Source organism: Streptomyces sp. NPDC055239 (assembly GCF_053606205.1).
Window position 1 is genome coordinate 168,802 of sequence record NZ_JBSGRD010000002.1, and the last position, 17,018, is coordinate 185,819.

Here is a 17,018-nt window from a genome sequence, read left to right on the forward strand (position 1 = left end):
GGGATCGCACCTTGATCGCCATCATTGGGTACGAGTGCCGTAACCGCCCGCGAAGATGCTCCAACCGTGCGTTACCGTGACAAAGCGGACCTACGGTGTGGTGAGGCCGCGTCCTTTGAGAACAGGGAGAACACCATGGCCACCAAGGCTGAGAAGATCGTCGCCGGGCTCGGCGGCATCGAGAACATCGAAGAGGTCGAGGGCTGCATCACCCGCCTCCGCACCGAGGTCAAGGACCCGAGCCTGGTCGACGACGCCGCGCTGAAGGCCGCGGGCGCGCACGGCGTCGTCAAGATGGGCACCGCGATCCAGGTCGTCATCGGCACCGACGCGGACCCCATCGCCGCCGACATCGAAGACCTGATGTGAGCAGCTGAACGCAGACGCTGAGGGGCCCTTCCCGGGGAACGGGAAGGGCCCCTCAGCCATGTGCGAATAAGGCCCCTCAGCCATCTGCCGATAGGGTCAGCCGCATGTCCTCCACGCCCCGCATCGACGGCCGCACCCCCGAACAGCTCCGCCCGATCACCATCGAGCGCGGCTGGAGCAAGCACGCCGAGGGATCGGTCCTCATCTCCTTCGGCGACACCAAAGTCTTCTGCACCGCCTCCGTCACCGAAGGCGTCCCGCGCTGGCGCAAGGGCAGCGGCGAAGGCTGGGTCACCGCCGAGTACTCGATGCTGCCGCGCTCCACCAACACCCGCGGCGACCGTGAGTCCGTGCGCGGCAAGATCGGTGGCCGCACCCACGAGATCTCGCGCCTCATCGGCCGCTCCCTGCGCGCCGTCATCGACTACAAGGCGCTCGGCGAGAACACCATCGTCCTGGACTGCGACGTCCTCCAGGCCGACGGCGGCACCCGCACGGCGGCGATCACCGGCGCGTACGTGGCGCTCGCCGACGCCGTCGCCTGGGCCCAGGGCAAGAAGATCATCAAGGCGGGCCGTCAGCCCCTCACCGACACCGTCTCCGCCGTCTCCGTCGGCATCGTCGGCGGCGTACCGCTCCTCGACCTGCGCTACGAGGAGGACGTGAAGGCCGACACCGACATGAACGTCGTCTGCACCGGCGACGGCCGCTTCGTCGAGGTCCAGGGCACCGCCGAGGCCGAGCCGTTCGACCGCAAGGAACTGAACGCGCTGCTCGACCTCGCGGTCGGCGGCTGCGAGGACCTGGCCGCGTTCCAGCGCGAGGCGCTCGAAGCGACCAAGTAGGCGGCGCGAGCGACGAAGCAGGCGGCGCGAGCGGCCAACTGGAAGGCCGGGTCAGGCAACCATCGACCCTCCACGAGCGTTCTAACGAGTGCGGGCGCACGGGCAAAGCTGTGCGCCCGCACCAGCACCCGGGGAGGGACCCAAGCATGGCCGCGCGCCACCGCCGTATCGCCATCGCCATCACGTCAGTTCTGATCGCCGTACCGGCGGGCATCGGCCTTGTCGGTTGCGACGCCGTCAACAAGGCGCTCGACTGCGTTCAGACAGCGGACGCCATAGCCGACAGCGTCACCGACCTCCAGCAGGCCGTCGAGAAGGCGGGCGACGACCCCACGCAGGCCGACAAGGCGCTCGACGACATCGACAAGAACATCGACGAGATCGGCGACAAGACCGACAACACCGATGTGAACAAGGCGGTCGACAGCCTCGACAAGGCCGTCGGCAACGTCCGCAAGTCCATAGACAACGGCGACGCGACCCCGGACCTCAGCCCGATCACGGACGCGGCGGGCGAACTGACGAAGGTCTGCACGCCGTAACGTCCGCGGGCTTGGATACTGGTCGTCATGACCCGCCTCATCCTCGCCACCCGTAACGCCGGCAAGATCACGGAACTCAAGGCGATCCTCGCCGACGCAGGCCTCACCCACGACCTCGTCGGCGCGGACGCCTACCCCGAGATCCCCGACGTCAGGGAAACCGGCGTCACCTTCGCCGAGAACGCCCTCCTCAAGGCCCACGCCCTGGCCAAGGCCACCGGCCTCCCCGCGGTCGCCGACGACTCCGGCCTCTGCGTCGACGTACTCGGCGGCGCCCCCGGCATCTTCTCCGCCCGCTGGGCAGGCCGCCACGGAGACGACCAGGCGAACCTGGACCTCCTCCTGGCCCAACTCGGCGACATCGACGCCGACACCCACCGGGGGGCCCACTTCGCCTGCGCGGCGGCCCTCGCCCTGCCGGACGGCACGGAACGAGTGGTCGAGGGCCAACTACGAGGCGTCCTGCGCCACGCCCCCGCGGGCTCGGGAGGCTTCGGCTACGACCCGATCCTCCAGCCGGAGGGCGAGAAGCGAACGTGCGCGGAACTCTCGGCAGCGGAAAAGAACGCGATCAGCCACCGGGGCAAGGCGTTCCGGGCGCTGGTGCCGGTGGTGCGGGAGCTGTTGGCCTGAGAGGCCGCATGTACGAGGAAGGGCGCGACGTTCATACGCCGCGCCCTTCCGTTGCGTGGGCCCGGTGGGATTTGAACCCACGACACACCGGACCTAAACCGGCGCCCTCTAGCCGCTGGGGTACGGGCCCGCCGGGATACTCTACTGCGCCGCGCGCCGCCGGTTGGAGAAGGTTCTGGTCTGGCTGTGGCAGGTAGGACACAGGTAGCGAAGGTTCTCCCGCCGGTTGTCCAGACGGTCCCCGTTGATGTGGTCGATCTCCAGGACGAGTCGTTTTCCCTGCCAGATCTCACCCAGCCCGCACGCCCCGCAGATACGTGGTGCACCGACTTCGTCGAGAGCCCGCCGCAGCATGATGGTCCGGGTGCGACCTGCGTCCGAACCGAGCCGGATCAGGATCTCGTCGGCATTCCTGCGGTTGGCTCCGGACCGGCCGGCGTTGTGCCCTTGTCCGACGAAGTGTGCGGTCGAAAGACCGTATGCCTCAATGCTGCGTACGGCCTTGGCGCGTCCGGCGCCACCGGATGGTGAGCAGCCCAACGCCCTCATCACTCCGGCCAGTCCACAGGACTCGGCGACGGCGCGTGCGAGTTCCTCGTGTGGAAAGAGGCTGCCTGCGGCTTCGCCGCGCCGCAAGGCGAAGTGGCTTGTGTCGATTCCGAACTGGTCCAGTTTCTTCTTGACGTGCCAGTACGGGCCGTCCTCCGGAGGGATGCCCATGTGCAGGAACATCTCCCGGATGCTGGAGGAGTGCGCTGCGGCATCCGTCAGGATCTCCTTCGAATAGGAGCGGGAGGGACGTTCGGGTAGGGGCTCGTCGCGGAAATGCGTGGTGTCGATCCCGTAATGCCGAAGGCGATCACGCAGGTATCGGCGGGGCCCGGCCCCCATCGGCATTCCCAGCCGGTGCATCAGATCCACCAGGCTGGCGCACGAGGGGGCCATGCGGGCCAGCGTGCCGCGCGGATATTTCACGCTGCTCACGAAGCCCTCCGCTTGCGACCGCGGTAAGTGTCCGTCACGGCATGACAGTTCGGGCAGATGAGGCGAAGATTCCCGGGGCGGTTGTCCCACCAGTCCCCATTGATGTGATCGACTTCCAGCTGAAGCGGCTTGCCGTTCCATTCGGTGCCGACACCGCATTCCGTGCATTCCTCAGGAGTTCCTGCACGCAGCAGCTCCCGGCGGAGCCGCGTTCCGGGGACCCTTCCGTCATCCGGCGATCTCAGGGCGAGTACGGGCCCGAGGGATCCTTTGGGCCTACCGCGTGGCGTGACGAAGTGCGAGGTGTCGATCCCGAGAGCGCTGATCCGGCGACCGATGTGGGCTTGGTTCCCGCCCACGTTGCTGATGCCCAGATGGCGCACGACCCCTTTCAGGGTGACGGACTGTGCCACGGCCTCGCGGAGCCGCTGTTCGGTATGGCGCACCCATTGTCGAGGGAAATGTGAAGTGTCGATCCCCTCCGAGGCCATCTTCCGGCGTATGTAGCTCCGGCTCCCTGGCGTGGGCACACCTCCGCACCACCGCACTGCCTCATCCCATGTCGTGGTCTCCCGGGCTGCTTCCTCCAGCAGCTCGCGGGTGTAGCGAACCTGCATGTCACCCCTCCCGTCCCGGCCACCCGTCGCAGCCTCGTACGGCCTAACGAACCGACAATCGGACCGTCACGTCCGAAATGCGGAACGGCCCGCCCCACTTGCATGTGGGGCGGGCCGTTGCGGGGCGGAGCGGGGTGGAGGAATCAGAACCTCGGAGTCGGAGCTGCCGACTCCACCATTTCTGCTGCCTCCTCCTTCGTCTCCACCGACGGGGGCGAGCCCGAGAGCGGCTTCTGGGCTGTTTCCTTCATGCAGAGCACCGCGATGACGCCTACCAGGGCCGCCGCCATCGAGTAGTAGGCCGGGATCATGTCCGTTCCCGTGATGCTGATCAGGGACGTGATGACCAGGGGGGCCGTGCCGCCGAAGAGGGACGCGGAGATGTTGTAGCCGACCGACAGGGAGCCGTAGCGGACCGATGTGGGGAACAGCGCCGGGAGCGTTGCCGACATGGTGCCGAGGAGACAGACCAGGGAGAGGCCGAGCAGGAGCATGCCGCCGGAGACCGCGATGAGGCTGCCCTGCTGGATCAGGAGGAACGCCGGGAAGGAGAGGACCAGGAAGCCGATCATGCCCGTCATCAGGAGCGGCTTGCGGCCGAAGCGGTCGGACAGCTTGCCCACCTGGCTGATGATCAGCATCAGGACGATCATCGTGCCGATGAGGATCAGCAGGCCGTGCGAGTCGTCGTAGCCGAGTTCGTCGGAGAGGTACGTCGGCATGTACGACAGGAGCATGTAGTCGGTGATGTTGTACGCGCCGACCAGCGCGATGCAGAGGATCAGCGTGGGCCAGTAGTTGGTGAAGATCTTCGCCAGGTCGCCCTTGGCGGTGGTCTCCACGCTGGAGGCGCCCTCGGAGGCCGAGTGGAAGGTGGCGTCCTCCAGCTTCTGGAACGCGGGTGTCTCGTCGAGCTTCAGCCGCAGGTAGAGGCCGACGAGGCCGAGCGGGCCCGCGACGAGGAACGGGAGGCGCCAGCCCCACGACTCCATGGCGTCCGAGCCGAGCGCGGTGTTCAGGATGAGGACGAGGCCCGCCGCGCCGACGTATCCGGCGAGGGTGCCCATCTCCAGGAAGCTGCCGTAGTAACCGCGCCGCTTGTCGGGCGCGTACTCGGCGATGAAGGTCGATGCGCCGCCGTACTCACCGCCCGTCGAGAAGCCCTGCACGAGGCGGAAGAAGATCAGCAGGACCGGGGCCCAGAAGCCGATCGTGGAGTAGGACGGGATGAGTCCGATGGCCAGGGTGCCGATGGCCATCATGATCATGGTCAGCGCAAGAACCTTTTTGCGCCCGACCTTGTCACCCATCGGGCCGAACACCATGCCGCCGATGGGGCGCACCAGGAACGACACCGCGAACGTGGCGAACGAGGAGATCAGCTGGACCGTGTCGTTCCCGGAAGGGAAGAAGACGTGGCCGATGGTGACGGCCAGGTAGCTGTAGATGCCGAAGTCGAACCACTCCATGGCATTTCCGAGCGAGGCCGCTTTGACCGCCCGCTTGACCGCGGCGTCGTCCGTGACCGTGATGTCAGTACGGCGCAGCGGTGGATCCTTGCGGCGTTTGACGGCTCGGAAGAGGGTGCGGTGACGCTTCACAGCCTCTGTATCGGCCTCTGCCTCGTCGTGGGCCGCCATGGGTAGTCCTTCCGTTCTGCGAACAATCCTCCTCGCATCACTTGCTCGATCTTGGCCGACGCAAACGGAAGCCCCCTCGGACTTGAAGGGGGCTTCGTCACAGTGGGTGGGGAGGGGCAGGCCGAAGGGGTAGGTCAGATGCCCAGGTCAGATACCCAGGTCCTTGATGATCTTCGCTACGTGGCCGGTCGCCTTGACGTTGTAGAAGGCGTGCTCGACCTTCCCCGTCTCGTCGACCACGATCGTGGAGCGGATGACGCCGGTCACGGTCTTGCCGTACAGCTTCTTCTCGCCGAAGGCGCCGTAGGCCTCAAGGGTCTCCTTGGAGGGGTCGCCGACCAGCGTGACCTTGAGGTTCTCCTTCTCGCGGAACTTGGCCAGCTTCTCCGGCTTGTCCGGGGAAACGCCGATGACGTCGTACCCGGCGCTCGCCAGGACGTCGAGGTTGTCCGTGAAGTCGCAGGCCTGCTTGGTGCAGCCGGGGGTGAGGGCGGCCGGGTAGAAGTAGACGATGACCTTGCGGCCCTTGTGGCCGGCCAGGGAGACCTCGTTCCCGTCCGCGTCCGGCAGGGTGAAGGCCGGGGCCGTGTCGCCGGGGGTGAGTCGCTCGCTCATCTTCGGTCTCCTCGCACAGGGGGGTATCGCACAGGGTGTATCGCACAGAGTGTTCGTAAAACGTGTGGTGACGGAGTCGAGGGTAATAGGGGTGCCGTGGGGTGAGGTGAGCGTGGAGCTGACAGACTGTCGGCGATACGTACAGCGATACGTACAGCGATACGTGCACAAGGAACAGGCAGAACACACAGCCGGACACGACCACGGAGGCAGCGCGGTGTCGGATACGTCGGATATCAGGACCCCGGCGCAGATCGAGGCGGACATCAAGCACCGCCGCGAGACGCTCGCCGAGACGCTCGACGAGATCGGGGTGCGGGTTCACCCGAAGACGATCGTGGGTGACGCGAAGGCCAAGGTCGCCGCGAGCGTGGACAACACCCTCGGCCGGGCGTACGTCGGTGCCAACCGCGTCGTGTCGGACGTGCGGGCCCAGTTCGTGACCGAGGAGGGTGCGCCGCGGCTGGAGCGCATCGTGCCGGTGGCGCTTGTCGCCGTGGGTCTCGTGGGGCTGCTCGCGGTGGGTTCGCGGCGCCGCAAGGACTGACCCGGCAGCGTACGGGCGTGCCGCCTGCGGGTAGGTTCGGGGCGTGAGCGCCAAAAGCCAGGGACAGAGCCCGCACGACGACAAGTTGCCCATCCGGATGCTGCACGACCGTGTGCTCGTGCGGCAGGACACCACGGAGGGTGAGCGCAGGTCGGGCGGAGGCATTCTGATCCCCGCGACCGCCGCCGTCGGCAGGCGCCTCGCCTGGGCCGAGGTCGTCGCCGTCGGGCAGAACGTGCGGGCGGTGGAGCCGGGCGACCGGGTCCTTTACGACCCGGAGGACCGGGCCGAGGTGGAGGTGCGGGGCGTGGCGTACGTCCTCATGCGCGAGCGCGATCTGCACGCCGTGGCCGCCGACCGGTTCGAGGGCTCCGAGGATTCGACCGGCTTGTACCTGTAGTACTTGCAGTACCTGTAGTGCCTGTAGCGGGCCGAGAACATGCGTAAGGGGCTGGTGACCATCGTCACCAGCCCCTTTTGCGCGTTCTTTGCTACCTTTTAAGGACCCCGACGAGACGCGCCGTACCGGGTCACCGCAAAGACGACGCACCCCCATTCAAGTGACGCGATCTCGCGTCTCTACGTGTCGGAGGTGCCGTCGTGGCCTGGGTTCTGTTGATCATCGCCGGTCTGCTCGAAGTGGGCTGGTCGATCGGGATGAAGTTCACCGAGGGGTTCACCCGGCTGTGGCCGAGCGTGTTCACCGGCCTCGGGATCGTCGTGAGCATGCTGCTGCTCTCGCACGCCGCCAAGACGCTGCCCATCGGCACGGCGTACGGCGTGTGGGTCGGCATCGGCGCTGCCGGTGCGGCGGTGGTCGGGATGATGGTCCTCGGTGAGCCCGCCACCGCCGCCCGGATCTTCTTCGTGGTGCTGTTGCTCGTCGCCGTCGTGGGTCTGAAGGCGACCTCGGGGCACTAGTGCCGGCAGGGCCAGGAGGGGGTGCCCGGGGCTAGTCGAAGCCCTCGCCCTTCCTCCTGGCCGCCGCGTTGTCCGGGAAGCCGCCCACGGCCCCCTCGGCGACTCCCGTCCCGCCGTCGACGGTGGCGCCGTCCGTCTGGCCGCCCTGGGCGGCACCCGGGTCGGTGGGAGTGCCACCGTCGGTCGCTCCGCCGTCGACGGTGGCACCGCCGTCCGTCTGGCCCTGCGTCTGTCCTTGGTCCTGCCCCTGCGTCTGGCCCTGGTCCTGGCCCTGGCTGGTCTGACCCTGGTCCTGGCCGCCCTGCGTCTGGCCCTGGTCCTGACCCTGGGTCTGTCCCGCGTCCCCGCCCGGCGTCTCGCCGCCACCGGTGACCACTCCGCCGGTCGCCGGGTCCACCGCGGTGCCCGAGGGGTCCGGGATCTCCGGTACGTCGGAGCCTGCCTCCACATCCAGGTCGAAGTCCGTGACCGGCTCGTCCTCCAGGGCCGTCCTGGTGAACTGCGCCCAGATCTGCGCCGGGTAGGCGCCGCCGTTGATGCGGGGCTGGCCGAGCGCCCCGTACAGCGGGGTGTGCGCGCCGGTGTCCGGGTTCTGGCCCATCACGGAGACGACGGTGGCGAGCTCGGGGGTGTAGCCCGCGAACCAGGCCGCCTTGTCCTCCTCGGCGGTGCCGGTCTTGCCCGCCGACGGGCGGCCCGAGGCCTGTGCGGCCGTGCCGGTGCCGCCGTCGACGACGCTCTGCAGGACGGACGTGGTGGTGTCGGCGGCCTCACGGCTGACGGCCTGCGCGGTGGTCGCCTCCGGCAGTTCGACCGCCTGGCCGCTCTTGGTGACCTTCTTGACCATCGAGTACGTGGGCTTCTTGCCGTGGTTGGCGAGCGTCGCGTACGCCTCCGTCATGTCGAGGACGGAGGCCGTGGACGGGCCGAGCGCGATGGAGGGGGACGCGGTCAGGTCGGGGGTGCTCTTGGGGACGCCGAGGGACACCGCCGTGTCCTTGACCTTGTCCGAGCCGACGTCGACGGCCATCTGCGCGTAGACCGAGTTGACGGACTTGTCGGTGGCGGTGCTCACGGGGATGTCGCCGTAGTTGACGTCGTCCTCGTTCTCGGGGGCGTACGTGCCACCGTCCCAGCCCTGCACGGGGCGCTTGTTGGTGCCGTCGTAGATCGTGTTCGGGGTGATCGTGCGGCCGTCCTGGGTGACCGAGCCGTTCTCCACGGCCGAGGTGAAGACGAACGGCTTGAAGGTGGAGCCCACTTGGTAGTCGCGGCGCGTGGCGTTGTTGACGTACTGCTTGGTGTAATCGATGCCGCCGTACATGGCGACGACCTCGCCGGTCTTCGGGTCGATCGAGGCGCCACCGGCCCGCACGTTGCGGTCGACCTTGCGGGCCTTCTTGTCGATCTTGGACATCACCTGGTCGTCGACGGCTTCCTTGAAGGCGTCCTGACGGTCCTTCTGGAGAGTGGTGGTGATGCGGTAGCCGCCCTTGGCCAGGGTGTCCTCGCCGACGATCTTGTTGGACGTCAGATAGTCCTCGACGGCCTGCACGAGGTAACCGCGCTGCCCGGAGAGACCGGAAGAGCCCTTGGCCTCCTTGGGCGCGGGGAACTCGGCCTTGGCCCGGTCGGCGGCGCTGAGCCACCCCTGCTTGACCATGCCGTCCAGGACGTAGTTCCAGCGGCCCACGGCGCGCTTCTTGTTCTCCGGGTGGGTCGCGATGTCGTACGCGTTGGGGGAGTTGAGGAGCGTCGCCAGATAGGCGCCCTGCGCGGTGGTGAGCTTCTTGACGTCCTTGCCGAAGTACGCCTGGGCCGCGGCCTGCACGCCGTACGCGTTGCGCCCGAAGTAGCTGGTGTTCAGATACCCGGCGAGGATGTCGTCCTTGCTCACCTCGCGGTCCAGCTTGATGGAGATGAAGAATTCCTTGGCCTTGCGGGTGACCGTCTGCTCCTGGCCCAGGTAGTAGTTCTTCACGAACTGCTGGGTGATGGTCGAACCGGACTGCTTTCCCTTGCCGGTGACGGTGTTGTAGGCGGCGCGGATCATCGCCTTCGGGTCGACCGCGGACTCGCTGTAGAAGTCCCGGTCCTCGGCGGCGAGCGCCGCGTGCTGGACCTCCTTGGGGATCTGGCTCAGCGGTACGTTCTCGCGGTTGACCTCGCCGTCGCGGGCCAGCTGGGTGCCGTCGGCGTAGAGGTAGACGTTGCTCTGCGCGGTGGCCGCCGCGTTGGCCGGGGGGATGTCGACGATCATGTAGCCCGCGGCGAAGCCGCCGACGAGGAGCAGGATCAGCAGGACGAACCCGCCGAGCACCATGCGCCAGGTGGGGAAGATCCGGCGCCAGCCCTTGCGCTTGGGCCGTTTCTTCTTGCCCTTCTTGCCCTTCTCACCGGTGCCGTCGGCACCGGTCGCGCCTTCCGCGGCGCCTTGTGGGGCTTCGGCGCTGTCGGCCGGGGGATCCACGGGTTCGCGGGGCGCCCAGCCCTCGGGCTCTTTGCCGCCCGGCTGCTGCGGCTCGTCGCTGCTGCTCATGTCTCGTGGAACTCCCGGTTCGCGTCGTACGTCACGTACGCCTCGTACGACCCATTGCACACTGTCGCTTCCTGCGTTCCCCGCCAGGCACGCGCCGCGCGCGGAAAATGCCTGGCACGAGCGGTGACGACCGCACTAGGCTCCGTCTCTTTGGCCCGGACCGGGCTGGGTCGGGCTGGATCCGGGCCCGGCTCACGCCAAGGCTCTCGCAAAGAACGTAAAGACTCTCGGTAAAGGGGATGCGTGTGCGTACAGGACGGTTCCGCTTATACGCGGCCGTCGCCCGAGGAGGCTTCCGGCGGTACGCCACCTATAGGACGGCCACCCTGGCGGGGGTGTTCACCAACACGGTCTTCGGACTGATCCTCGCCTACACCTACATCGCGCTCTGGGACGAGCGTCCTGGGCTCGGCGGCTACGACCAGGCGCAGGCACTGACGTTCGTATGGCTGGGGCAGGCGCTGCTCACGGTGATGGCCCTTATGGGTGGTGGCTTCGAGGGCGAGCTGATCGAGCGGATCCGCACCGGGGACATCGCCGTCGACCTGTACCGGCCCGCCGACCTGCAGATCTGGTGGCTGGCGACCGACCTGGGCAGAGCCCTGTTCCAGCTCCTGGGACGCGGTGTCGTGCCGATGGTGGTCGGCGCTCTCCTCTTCGACCTGGCCCTGCCCACCGAACCGCTGCGCTGGCTGGCGTTCCTGCTAGCCGTGTTCCTCGGCGCGCTCGTCAGCTTCGCGATCCGCTTCCTGGTGGCGCTCTCCGCGTTCTGGCTGATGGACGGCGCGGGCACCAGCCAGGTGGCGATGCTCGCGGGCACCTTCTTCTCCGGGATGCTGCTCCCGCTGAACGTCTTCCCGGGCGCCCTCGGCGAGCTCGCCCGCGCGCTGCCCTGGTCGGCGCTGCTCCAGGTGCCCGCCGACGTGTTCCTCGGCAAGCACACGGGCGTGGACCTGCTGTGGACGTACGCCTTCCAGATCGGCTGGGCGGCGGCGCTGCTCACGGCCGGGCGGCTGCTCCAGGCCGTGGCCACGCGACGGGTGGTGGTCCAGGGTGGCTGACGTCGAGCAGGCGCGCATCGGACCGTCGCGGGTGCGGCACGGCCTTGCGCAGGTGCGGGACGGCCTCCGTGCCTACCGGCTGATCTCCGGGATGTGGATCCGCTCCCTGATGGCCTACCGCCTGTCGTTCGTGATGACCGCGGTCGGCAACCTCGCCGTGACGGCGTTCGACTTCGTGGCGATCCTGCTGATGTTCTCGCAGGTGGACCGGCTCGGCGGCTACACGCTCTCCGAGATCGCCTTCCTCTACGGCGCCACGTGCACGTCGTTCGGGTTCGCCGACCTCGCCCTGGGGTCCATGGACCGTCTGGGCAAGCGGGTGCGTGACGGCACGCTCGACACGCTTCTCGTGCGGCCAGCGCCGGTGATCGCGCAGGTCGCCGCCGACCGCTTCGGCCTGCACCGGCTCGGGCGCGTGACGCAGGGCGCGCTGGTCCTCGCGTACTCGCTCGTGGTCCTGGACATCGGCTGGACCCCGCTGAAGGTCCTGATGGTCCCGCTGATGCTGCTCTGCGGGGCGGGCATCTTCGCGGCCGTGTTCGTGGGGGGCGCGGCCTTCCAGTTCGCGGCGCGGGACGCGGCCGAGGTGCAGAACGCCTTCACGTACGGCGGCACCACGCTGCTCCAGTTCCCGCCGACCGTCTTCGCCAAGGACCTGGTGCGCGGCGCCACCTTCATCCTGCCGCTGGCCTTCGTGAACTGGATCCCCGCGCTGTACGTCCTCGGGCGGCCCTACCCGCTCGACCTGCCGACATGGGTGGCGTTCACGCCGCCGCTCGTGGCCGCAGCCCTTCTCGCGCTCGCGGGCCTCGCCTGGCGCACGGGACTTCGTTCGTACCGCAGCACAGGGAGCTGAACTGCCTTGGAACCCTCGGGACCAGACCTCATCGAGCTCGACGGCGTCGAGAAGGTCTTCGACGTACGCAAGAAGACCGGCTTCATGCGGCGCGAGAAGCACGAGGTGCGTGCCGTCGACGGCATCAGCTTCACCGTGCCGCGCGGCGAGATGGTCGGCTACATCGGCCCGAACGGCGCGGGCAAGTCGACGACGATCAAGATGCTGACGGGCATCCTGACGCCGAGCGGCGGCCGGTTGCGGGTCGCGGGCATCGACCCGTCCCGCGAGCGCACCCGCCTCGCGCGGCGCATCGGCGTCGTCTTCGGACAGCGCACCACCCTGTGGTGGGACCTGCCGCTGATCGACTCGTACCGCCTGATGCACCGCATGTACCGGATCCCGGACGCCCGCTTCAAGGAGAACCTCGACCGGTGCGTCGAACTCCTGGAGCTCGCAGACCTGTTGGACGTCCCCGTACGTCAGCTCTCGCTCGGCCAGCGGATGCGCGGAGACATCGCGGCGGCGCTGCTCCACGACCCGGAGGTCCTCTACCTGGACGAGCCGACGATCGGCCTCGACGTGATCAGCAAGGCCAAAGTCCGGGGATTCCTGCGGGACTTGAACGCCGAGGCGGGCACGACGGTCCTGCTCACCACGCACGACCTGACCGACATCGAGCAGCTCTGCAAGCGCGTGATGGTCATCGACCACGGGCGCCTGATGTACGACGGCGCCCTCGCCGGTCTGCACGAGGTGGGGGAGAGCGAGCGGACCCTGGTCGTGGACCTGGAGCGTGAACTTCCGCCCATCGAGGTGGAGTCGGCGCGCGTGGTGAAGGTGGAGGGGCCGCGGCAGTGGCTCGCCTTCCCGGCGGCGGAGTCGGCAGCTCCGCTTGTCGCCCGGGTCGCGGAGCGCTATCCGATGGTCGACCTCTCGGTCAGGGAACCCGACATCGAGGCGGTCATCGCCAAGATGTACGCGGACAAGACGACCTCGTAGGCTGCTCGTATGACCGACGAGCAGCCTCATCTCCCCGATCTTCGGGCCGCCGACGCCGACCGCGAACGCGTCGCCGAACGACTCCGTGACGCCGTGGCCGAAGGGCGCCTCGACATGGAGGAGTTCGAGGAGCGCCTGGACGCGACGTACAAGGCACGTACGTACGGCGAGCTCGAGCCGATCACGCGGGATCTGCCGGCGGTGGGCGGCGCCAAGGTGTCCATGGTGAAGGGCCCGGTCAGCGACGACCCCGCCGCCATCGACTGGTCCGAGCGGATGGTGGGCGGCGAACCGTCGTCGAAGATCGGCTTCGCCTTCTGGGGCGGTTTCGGCCGCAAGGGCGGCTGGGTGGTCGGCCCGCGGTTCGACGGGATCGCGATCTGGGGCGGCGGCGAGATCGACCTGCGCGAGGCGCGCTTCACGGAGCGCGACGTGGAGATCCGCTGCTGGACCCTCATGGGAGGCATGCAGGTCATCGTGCCGCCCGAGATGACCGTCGTGGTCAAGGGCTTCGGCTTCATGGGCGGCTTCGACGACAAGGCGACCGGCGAGGGAACGCCGGGATCGCCCCGCGTGGTCGTCAAGGGCTTCGCCATGATGGGCGGCGTCGGCGTCGACCGCAAGATCCGCCGGGTCGAGAAGCTGCGCCTGAAGGAGGAGCGCCGCCGCGAGCGCCTTGAGAGGCGCGAGGAGCGGCGGGAGCTGCAGATGCGCAAGCGCGGAGAGGAGCGGGGCTGAGGCCGGGCTGAGGTTCGCCCGGGGCTCGGTCTCAGAACCGAGCCCCTGCCTGGTACAGCGTTACTGCGTGCTGGGTTACAGCTGGGCGGCCGCGGAGCCCCGCAGCTGCGTCACGTTGAACGTGTCCGCCATCTTCAGGTAGCCCGAGTCGCTCGGGTGCAGGTGATCGCCCGAGTCGTACTGGGCGCGCAGCTTGCGGGGGTCGTACGGATCGCGCAGCGCCTTGTCGAAGTCGACGAACTCGTCGAAGACCTTGCCGCCACGGATCTGCTCGTTCACGGCCTGGCGCACGTTCTCGAGCGAGGGCTCGTACCCCCGGTGGCCGCCGAACGGCATCAGGGTCGCCCCGACGACCCGCAGCCCGCGCGTGTGCGCCTGCCGGGTCAGCTCCCGCAGTCCTTCGACGATGCGGTCGGGGTTGTTCTGGTGCGGGTTGCGCAGGATGTCGTTGACGCCGAGCGCGACGACGACGGCCTTGACGCCGGTCCGGTCCAGGACGTCGCGGTCGAAGCGGGAGAGCCCGCTCGGGTTGTCCGCGGGTGATCCGTTCCCGTCCGAGAGGACGCGGTTGCCGCTGATGCCCTCGTTCACGACGCCGTAGCGCGGGGCGCCCGAATCGGTGCGCAGGCGGGTGGCGAGGCCGTCGGTCCAGCGGGCGTTGGCGCCCATGGTGGAGGAGATGCCGTCGGTGAGCGAGTCACCGAAGACGACGACGGTGCCGTCCGACTCGTGGCTCAGGACGTCCACGGCCGACAGGTAGCGCCAGGAGGTGCTCTGCTGGTTGTACGCGGTGCCGTTCGGGTCTTCCGTACGGTCGCCCTCGGCGACGTAGCTGACCTGGCGGGCGTGCGGGTGGAAGGTGACGGGACCCGAAGCGGTCGGCGAGAACGTCGAGACCAGGAGGTCACTGTCGTGCGGCACGCGCAGCCTGACCGCGTCGCTCATCACCTGCTGGCCCGCGGGGATCACCACGGACGTGTTGCCGTTGAAGTTCAGGCGGCGCAGGGTGCCGGGGGCCGCGGCCGGGTTGTTCGACCCGAGGGCGACGGCGATGGAGGCGTGGGTGATGCTCAGCGGCTGCTTGCCGTACAGGTTCGACAGGGTGATGCGGGTGCTCTCGCCGCCGACGCTGGTGTGCACGACGTTGCGGATGGACCGGCCCGCGAAGCCGTTGCGGTGCGTGTTCGGCTCGGCCGCCGCAGGGGATGCCGCCCAGGAGCCGACCCAGGTGCCGGAGGACGCGGGCGCGGCAGAGTTGCGCGGGCCGCGTGGCCCCGCGCTGATGTTGTCCTGAGAACCGTCGTCGGTGCCTGACACACCGAGGTATATGGCGGCGGAAATCACCACTATTACCGCGAGCACCGCGGCAAGCAGGGCATAACCGTGACGCTTGGTCATGCGGGCTGTGTCTCCTCGAGCAGGGGGAGCCCGAGGCTCCGATGTGATCACCCCATGATGCGTCATGGGCCGTGAGGCGGCCGACACTGCCCCCCTCCGTCCCTTCAGACGCCGGGAACTTGTGGTCCGTTCCAGGAGTCGGTCAGGAAGAGAACAGAAAGGGAGCGTGAAGGGAGCAGGAAGGGAAGCAGAGAGACGGGGACAATAGGGATGAGGGCGACGTGCACCACGCGAACGGGCCAGGTGGAGTGAGTGGAACGTAGGAATCGATCAGTTCCGGCGGGCGCGGCCCGTGACGCGGTCCGTGACGCGGATCATGACGCGACTCACACGGAGCCGGCGCCCGGGACGGGCGGTGGCAGCGGCGGTGGCGGCTTCATGTACAGCCCCGCCGACGAGGAGAAGCGGCGCGGCGTTCGCCGGATGAAGATCACCGCGACGGGCCTGCTGATCTTCGTCGCGCTCGTCTATGTGCTGGCCAAGTGGGCGCAGAACTCGGGCGCGGGCGCCTGGGCGGGCTATGTGGCCGCGGCGGCCGAGGCGGGCATGGTCGGCGCGCTCGCCGACTGGTTCGCGGTGACGGCGCTCTTCCGCCACCCGCTGGGCCTGCCCATCCCGCACACGGCGATCATCCCGAACAAAAAGGACCAACTGGGCGTCTCCCTGGGTGAATTCGTGGGTGAGAACTTCCTCTCGTCCGATGTCGTACGGGACCGCCTGCGCGCCGTGGGTATCGGCAGCCGCCTCGGCACCTGGCTCGCGGACCCCGAACACGCCGATCGGGTGACGGCCGAACTGGCGACGGCACTGCGCGGCGCGCTGACGGTCCTGCGCGACTCGGACGTCCAGGCGGTCGTCGGCGAGGCCATCACGCGCCGGGCCGACGCCCAGGAGATCGCGCCCGGCATCGGGAAGATGCTGGAGAAGGTCGTCGCGGACGGCGGCCATAGGCGGGTCGTCGACCTGGTCTGCACGCGCGCCCACGACTGGCTGGTGACGCACGACGAGTCGGTCATGGACGCGGTGCAGGGCGGCGCCCCCGGCTGGACCCCGCGGTTCGTCGACAAGAAGGTCGGCGAGCGCGTCTACAAGGAGCTGCTCCGCTTCCTCGCCGAGATGCGGGACATGCCCGAGCACCCGGCGCGCGGTGCCGTGGACCGTTTCCTCGCCGACTTCGCCGCCGACCTCCAGTCCGACTCGGACACCCGTGAGCGCGTGGAGCGGCTCAAGCGGGAGGTCCTCGGCCGGGGCGAGGTGCAGGACCTGATCGCCTCCGCCTGGTCGGCCGTACGCCAGATGATCGTGGCCGCCGCCGAGGACGAGCGCAGCGAGCTGCGCCTGAGGGTGCGGGCCGCGCTGCTCTCGCTCGGCTCACGGATGGCGACGGACGGCAGGCTCCAGCAGAAGATGGACGGCTGGGTCGAGGGCGCCGCGGTGTACGTGGTCACGACGTACCGCAACGAGATCACCTCCCTGATCACCGACACGGTCGCGGGCTGGGACGCGGAGCACACCTCGAAGAAGATCGAGGCACACATCGGCAGGGACCTGCAGTTCATCCGGATCAACGGGACGGTGGTGGGGGCGTTGGCGGGGTTGGCGATTTATGCGGTGTCGCATGCGTTGGGGGGATAGACGGTCTTGGTTCAGCCCGTCCGGGGGTCTTTCTGAGCTTTCCAGCCCGTCCGGCGTTTGAGGACGAACGCGGCGAAGCCGGTGATGACGGTGCGCA

General features: G+C 68.5%; 18 protein-coding genes, 1 tRNA gene and 1 riboswitch. Of the genes, 12 read left to right on the plus strand and 7 right to left on the minus strand.

Annotated elements, in window-relative coordinates; genetic code table 11:
- Window positions 1-135 precede the first annotated feature (135 nt).
- From ACWFRJ_RS06970 to rdgB, 4 genes are all read left to right on the plus strand, one after another.
- Window positions 136-369: a glucose PTS transporter subunit EIIB gene (locus ACWFRJ_RS06970; RefSeq protein ID WP_453525196.1), complete on the plus strand. Its 234-nt coding sequence runs from the start codon at window positions 136-138 to the stop codon at window positions 367-369.
- 104 nt (window positions 370-473) lie between these two features.
- Window positions 474-1,214, plus strand: coding sequence for a ribonuclease PH (gene rph / locus ACWFRJ_RS06975; RefSeq protein WP_453525197.1), 741 nt, complete (start codon window positions 474-476; stop codon window positions 1,212-1,214).
- Window positions 1,215-1,360: 146 nt separating this feature from the next.
- Complete coding sequence (locus tag ACWFRJ_RS06980; RefSeq protein WP_453525198.1) at window positions 1,361-1,756, plus strand: hypothetical protein; 396 nt, start codon at window positions 1,361-1,363, stop codon at window positions 1,754-1,756.
- A 27-nt stretch (window positions 1,757-1,783) separates the two neighbouring features.
- On the plus strand, window positions 1,784-2,389 hold the full coding sequence (gene rdgB, locus ACWFRJ_RS06985) for an RdgB/HAM1 family non-canonical purine NTP pyrophosphatase (protein ID WP_453525199.1): 606 nt from the start codon (window positions 1,784-1,786) through the stop codon (window positions 2,387-2,389).
- 56 nt (window positions 2,390-2,445) lie between these two features.
- Here the strand turns inward: rdgB and ACWFRJ_RS06990 are convergent.
- The 5 genes from ACWFRJ_RS06990 to bcp form a co-directional block, all read right to left on the minus strand.
- A tRNA-Leu gene (locus tag ACWFRJ_RS06990) sits at window positions 2,446-2,519 on the minus strand.
- Between the two features lie 11 nt (window positions 2,520-2,530).
- Complete coding sequence (locus ACWFRJ_RS06995; RefSeq protein ID WP_453525200.1) at window positions 2,531-3,373, minus strand: HNH endonuclease signature motif containing protein; 843 nt, start codon at window positions 3,371-3,373, stop codon at window positions 2,531-2,533.
- Entirely contained in the window at window positions 3,370-3,990 is a 621-nt protein-coding gene (locus ACWFRJ_RS07000; RefSeq protein WP_453525201.1) for an HNH endonuclease, read from the minus strand. Before ACWFRJ_RS07000 ends, ACWFRJ_RS06995 begins: the two co-directional genes overlap by 4 nt.
- A 143-nt stretch (window positions 3,991-4,133) precedes the next feature.
- Window positions 4,134-5,630: a glycine betaine/L-proline transporter ProP gene (gene proP / locus ACWFRJ_RS07005; protein WP_453525202.1), complete on the minus strand. Its 1,497-nt coding sequence runs from the start codon at window positions 5,628-5,630 to the stop codon at window positions 4,134-4,136.
- 147 nt (window positions 5,631-5,777) lie between these two features.
- Window positions 5,778-6,245: a thioredoxin-dependent thiol peroxidase gene (gene bcp, locus ACWFRJ_RS07010; RefSeq protein WP_389908303.1), complete on the minus strand. Its 468-nt coding sequence runs from the start codon at window positions 6,243-6,245 to the stop codon at window positions 5,778-5,780.
- Window positions 6,246-6,462: 217 nt separating this feature from the next.
- Here bcp and ACWFRJ_RS07015 point away from each other — a divergent pair, with 217 nt between their 5' ends.
- From ACWFRJ_RS07015 to ACWFRJ_RS07025, 3 genes are all read left to right on the plus strand, one after another.
- On the plus strand, window positions 6,463-6,792 hold the full coding sequence (locus ACWFRJ_RS07015; protein ID WP_389908301.1) for a DUF3618 domain-containing protein: 330 nt from the start codon (window positions 6,463-6,465) through the stop codon (window positions 6,790-6,792).
- A gap of 97 nt (window positions 6,793-6,889) precedes the next feature.
- On the plus strand, window positions 6,890-7,192 hold the full coding sequence (locus ACWFRJ_RS07020; RefSeq protein WP_453527083.1) for a GroES family chaperonin: 303 nt from the start codon (window positions 6,890-6,892) through the stop codon (window positions 7,190-7,192).
- Between the two features lie 81 nt (window positions 7,193-7,273).
- Window positions 7,274-7,343, plus strand: a riboswitch (guanidine-III (ykkC-III) riboswitch).
- A gap of 49 nt (window positions 7,344-7,392) precedes the next feature.
- Window positions 7,393-7,713 (plus strand): DMT family transporter, encoded by a 321-nt coding sequence (locus ACWFRJ_RS07025; protein WP_453525203.1) that lies wholly within the window; start codon window positions 7,393-7,395, stop codon window positions 7,711-7,713.
- Window positions 7,714-7,744: 31 nt separating this feature from the next.
- Here the strand turns inward: ACWFRJ_RS07025 and ACWFRJ_RS07030 are convergent, their stop codons facing one another.
- Window positions 7,745-10,252 carry a transglycosylase domain-containing protein gene (locus ACWFRJ_RS07030; RefSeq protein ID WP_453525204.1) on the minus strand — a complete coding sequence of 836 codons (2,508 nt, stop codon included), beginning with the start codon at window positions 10,250-10,252 and terminating at the stop codon, window positions 7,745-7,747.
- A 239-nt stretch (window positions 10,253-10,491) separates the two neighbouring features.
- On the opposite strand from ACWFRJ_RS07030, the gene ACWFRJ_RS07035 reads away from it, so the two are divergent.
- Genes ACWFRJ_RS07035 through ACWFRJ_RS07050 form a run of 4 tightly spaced genes read left to right on the plus strand, consistent with a single transcriptional unit; the run spans window position 10,492 to window position 13,888 of the window.
- Window positions 10,492-11,313, plus strand: a complete 822-nt coding sequence (locus ACWFRJ_RS07035; RefSeq protein WP_453525205.1) for an ABC transporter permease — start codon at window positions 10,492-10,494, stop codon at window positions 11,311-11,313.
- The gene (locus tag ACWFRJ_RS07040; protein ID WP_453525206.1) at window positions 11,306-12,169 is read left to right on the plus strand and encodes an ABC transporter permease; all 864 of its coding nucleotides are present in this window, start codon (window positions 11,306-11,308) and stop codon (window positions 12,167-12,169) included. The genes ACWFRJ_RS07035 and ACWFRJ_RS07040 overlap by 8 nt, the downstream gene beginning before the upstream one ends.
- 6 nt (window positions 12,170-12,175) lie before the next feature.
- On the plus strand, window positions 12,176-13,150 hold the full coding sequence (locus tag ACWFRJ_RS07045) for an ABC transporter ATP-binding protein (RefSeq protein ID WP_453525207.1): 975 nt from the start codon (window positions 12,176-12,178) through the stop codon (window positions 13,148-13,150).
- A 9-nt stretch (window positions 13,151-13,159) separates the two neighbouring features.
- Window positions 13,160-13,888, plus strand: a complete 729-nt coding sequence (locus tag ACWFRJ_RS07050; protein ID WP_453525208.1) for a DUF1707 SHOCT-like domain-containing protein — start codon at window positions 13,160-13,162, stop codon at window positions 13,886-13,888.
- Window positions 13,889-13,963: 75 nt separating this feature from the next.
- On the opposite strand, the gene ACWFRJ_RS07055 is transcribed toward ACWFRJ_RS07050, so the two are convergent.
- The gene (locus ACWFRJ_RS07055; protein WP_453525210.1) at window positions 13,964-15,286 is read right to left on the minus strand and encodes an SGNH/GDSL hydrolase family protein; all 1,323 of its coding nucleotides are present in this window, start codon (window positions 15,284-15,286) and stop codon (window positions 13,964-13,966) included.
- 378 nt (window positions 15,287-15,664) lie between these two features.
- On the opposite strand from ACWFRJ_RS07055, the gene ACWFRJ_RS07060 reads away from it, so the two are divergent.
- A complete protein-coding gene (locus ACWFRJ_RS07060) occupies window positions 15,665-16,921 on the plus strand; it encodes a DUF445 domain-containing protein (RefSeq protein ID WP_453525212.1) in 1,257 nt (418 codons plus the stop codon).
- Window positions 16,922-17,018: the final 97 nt, after the last annotated feature.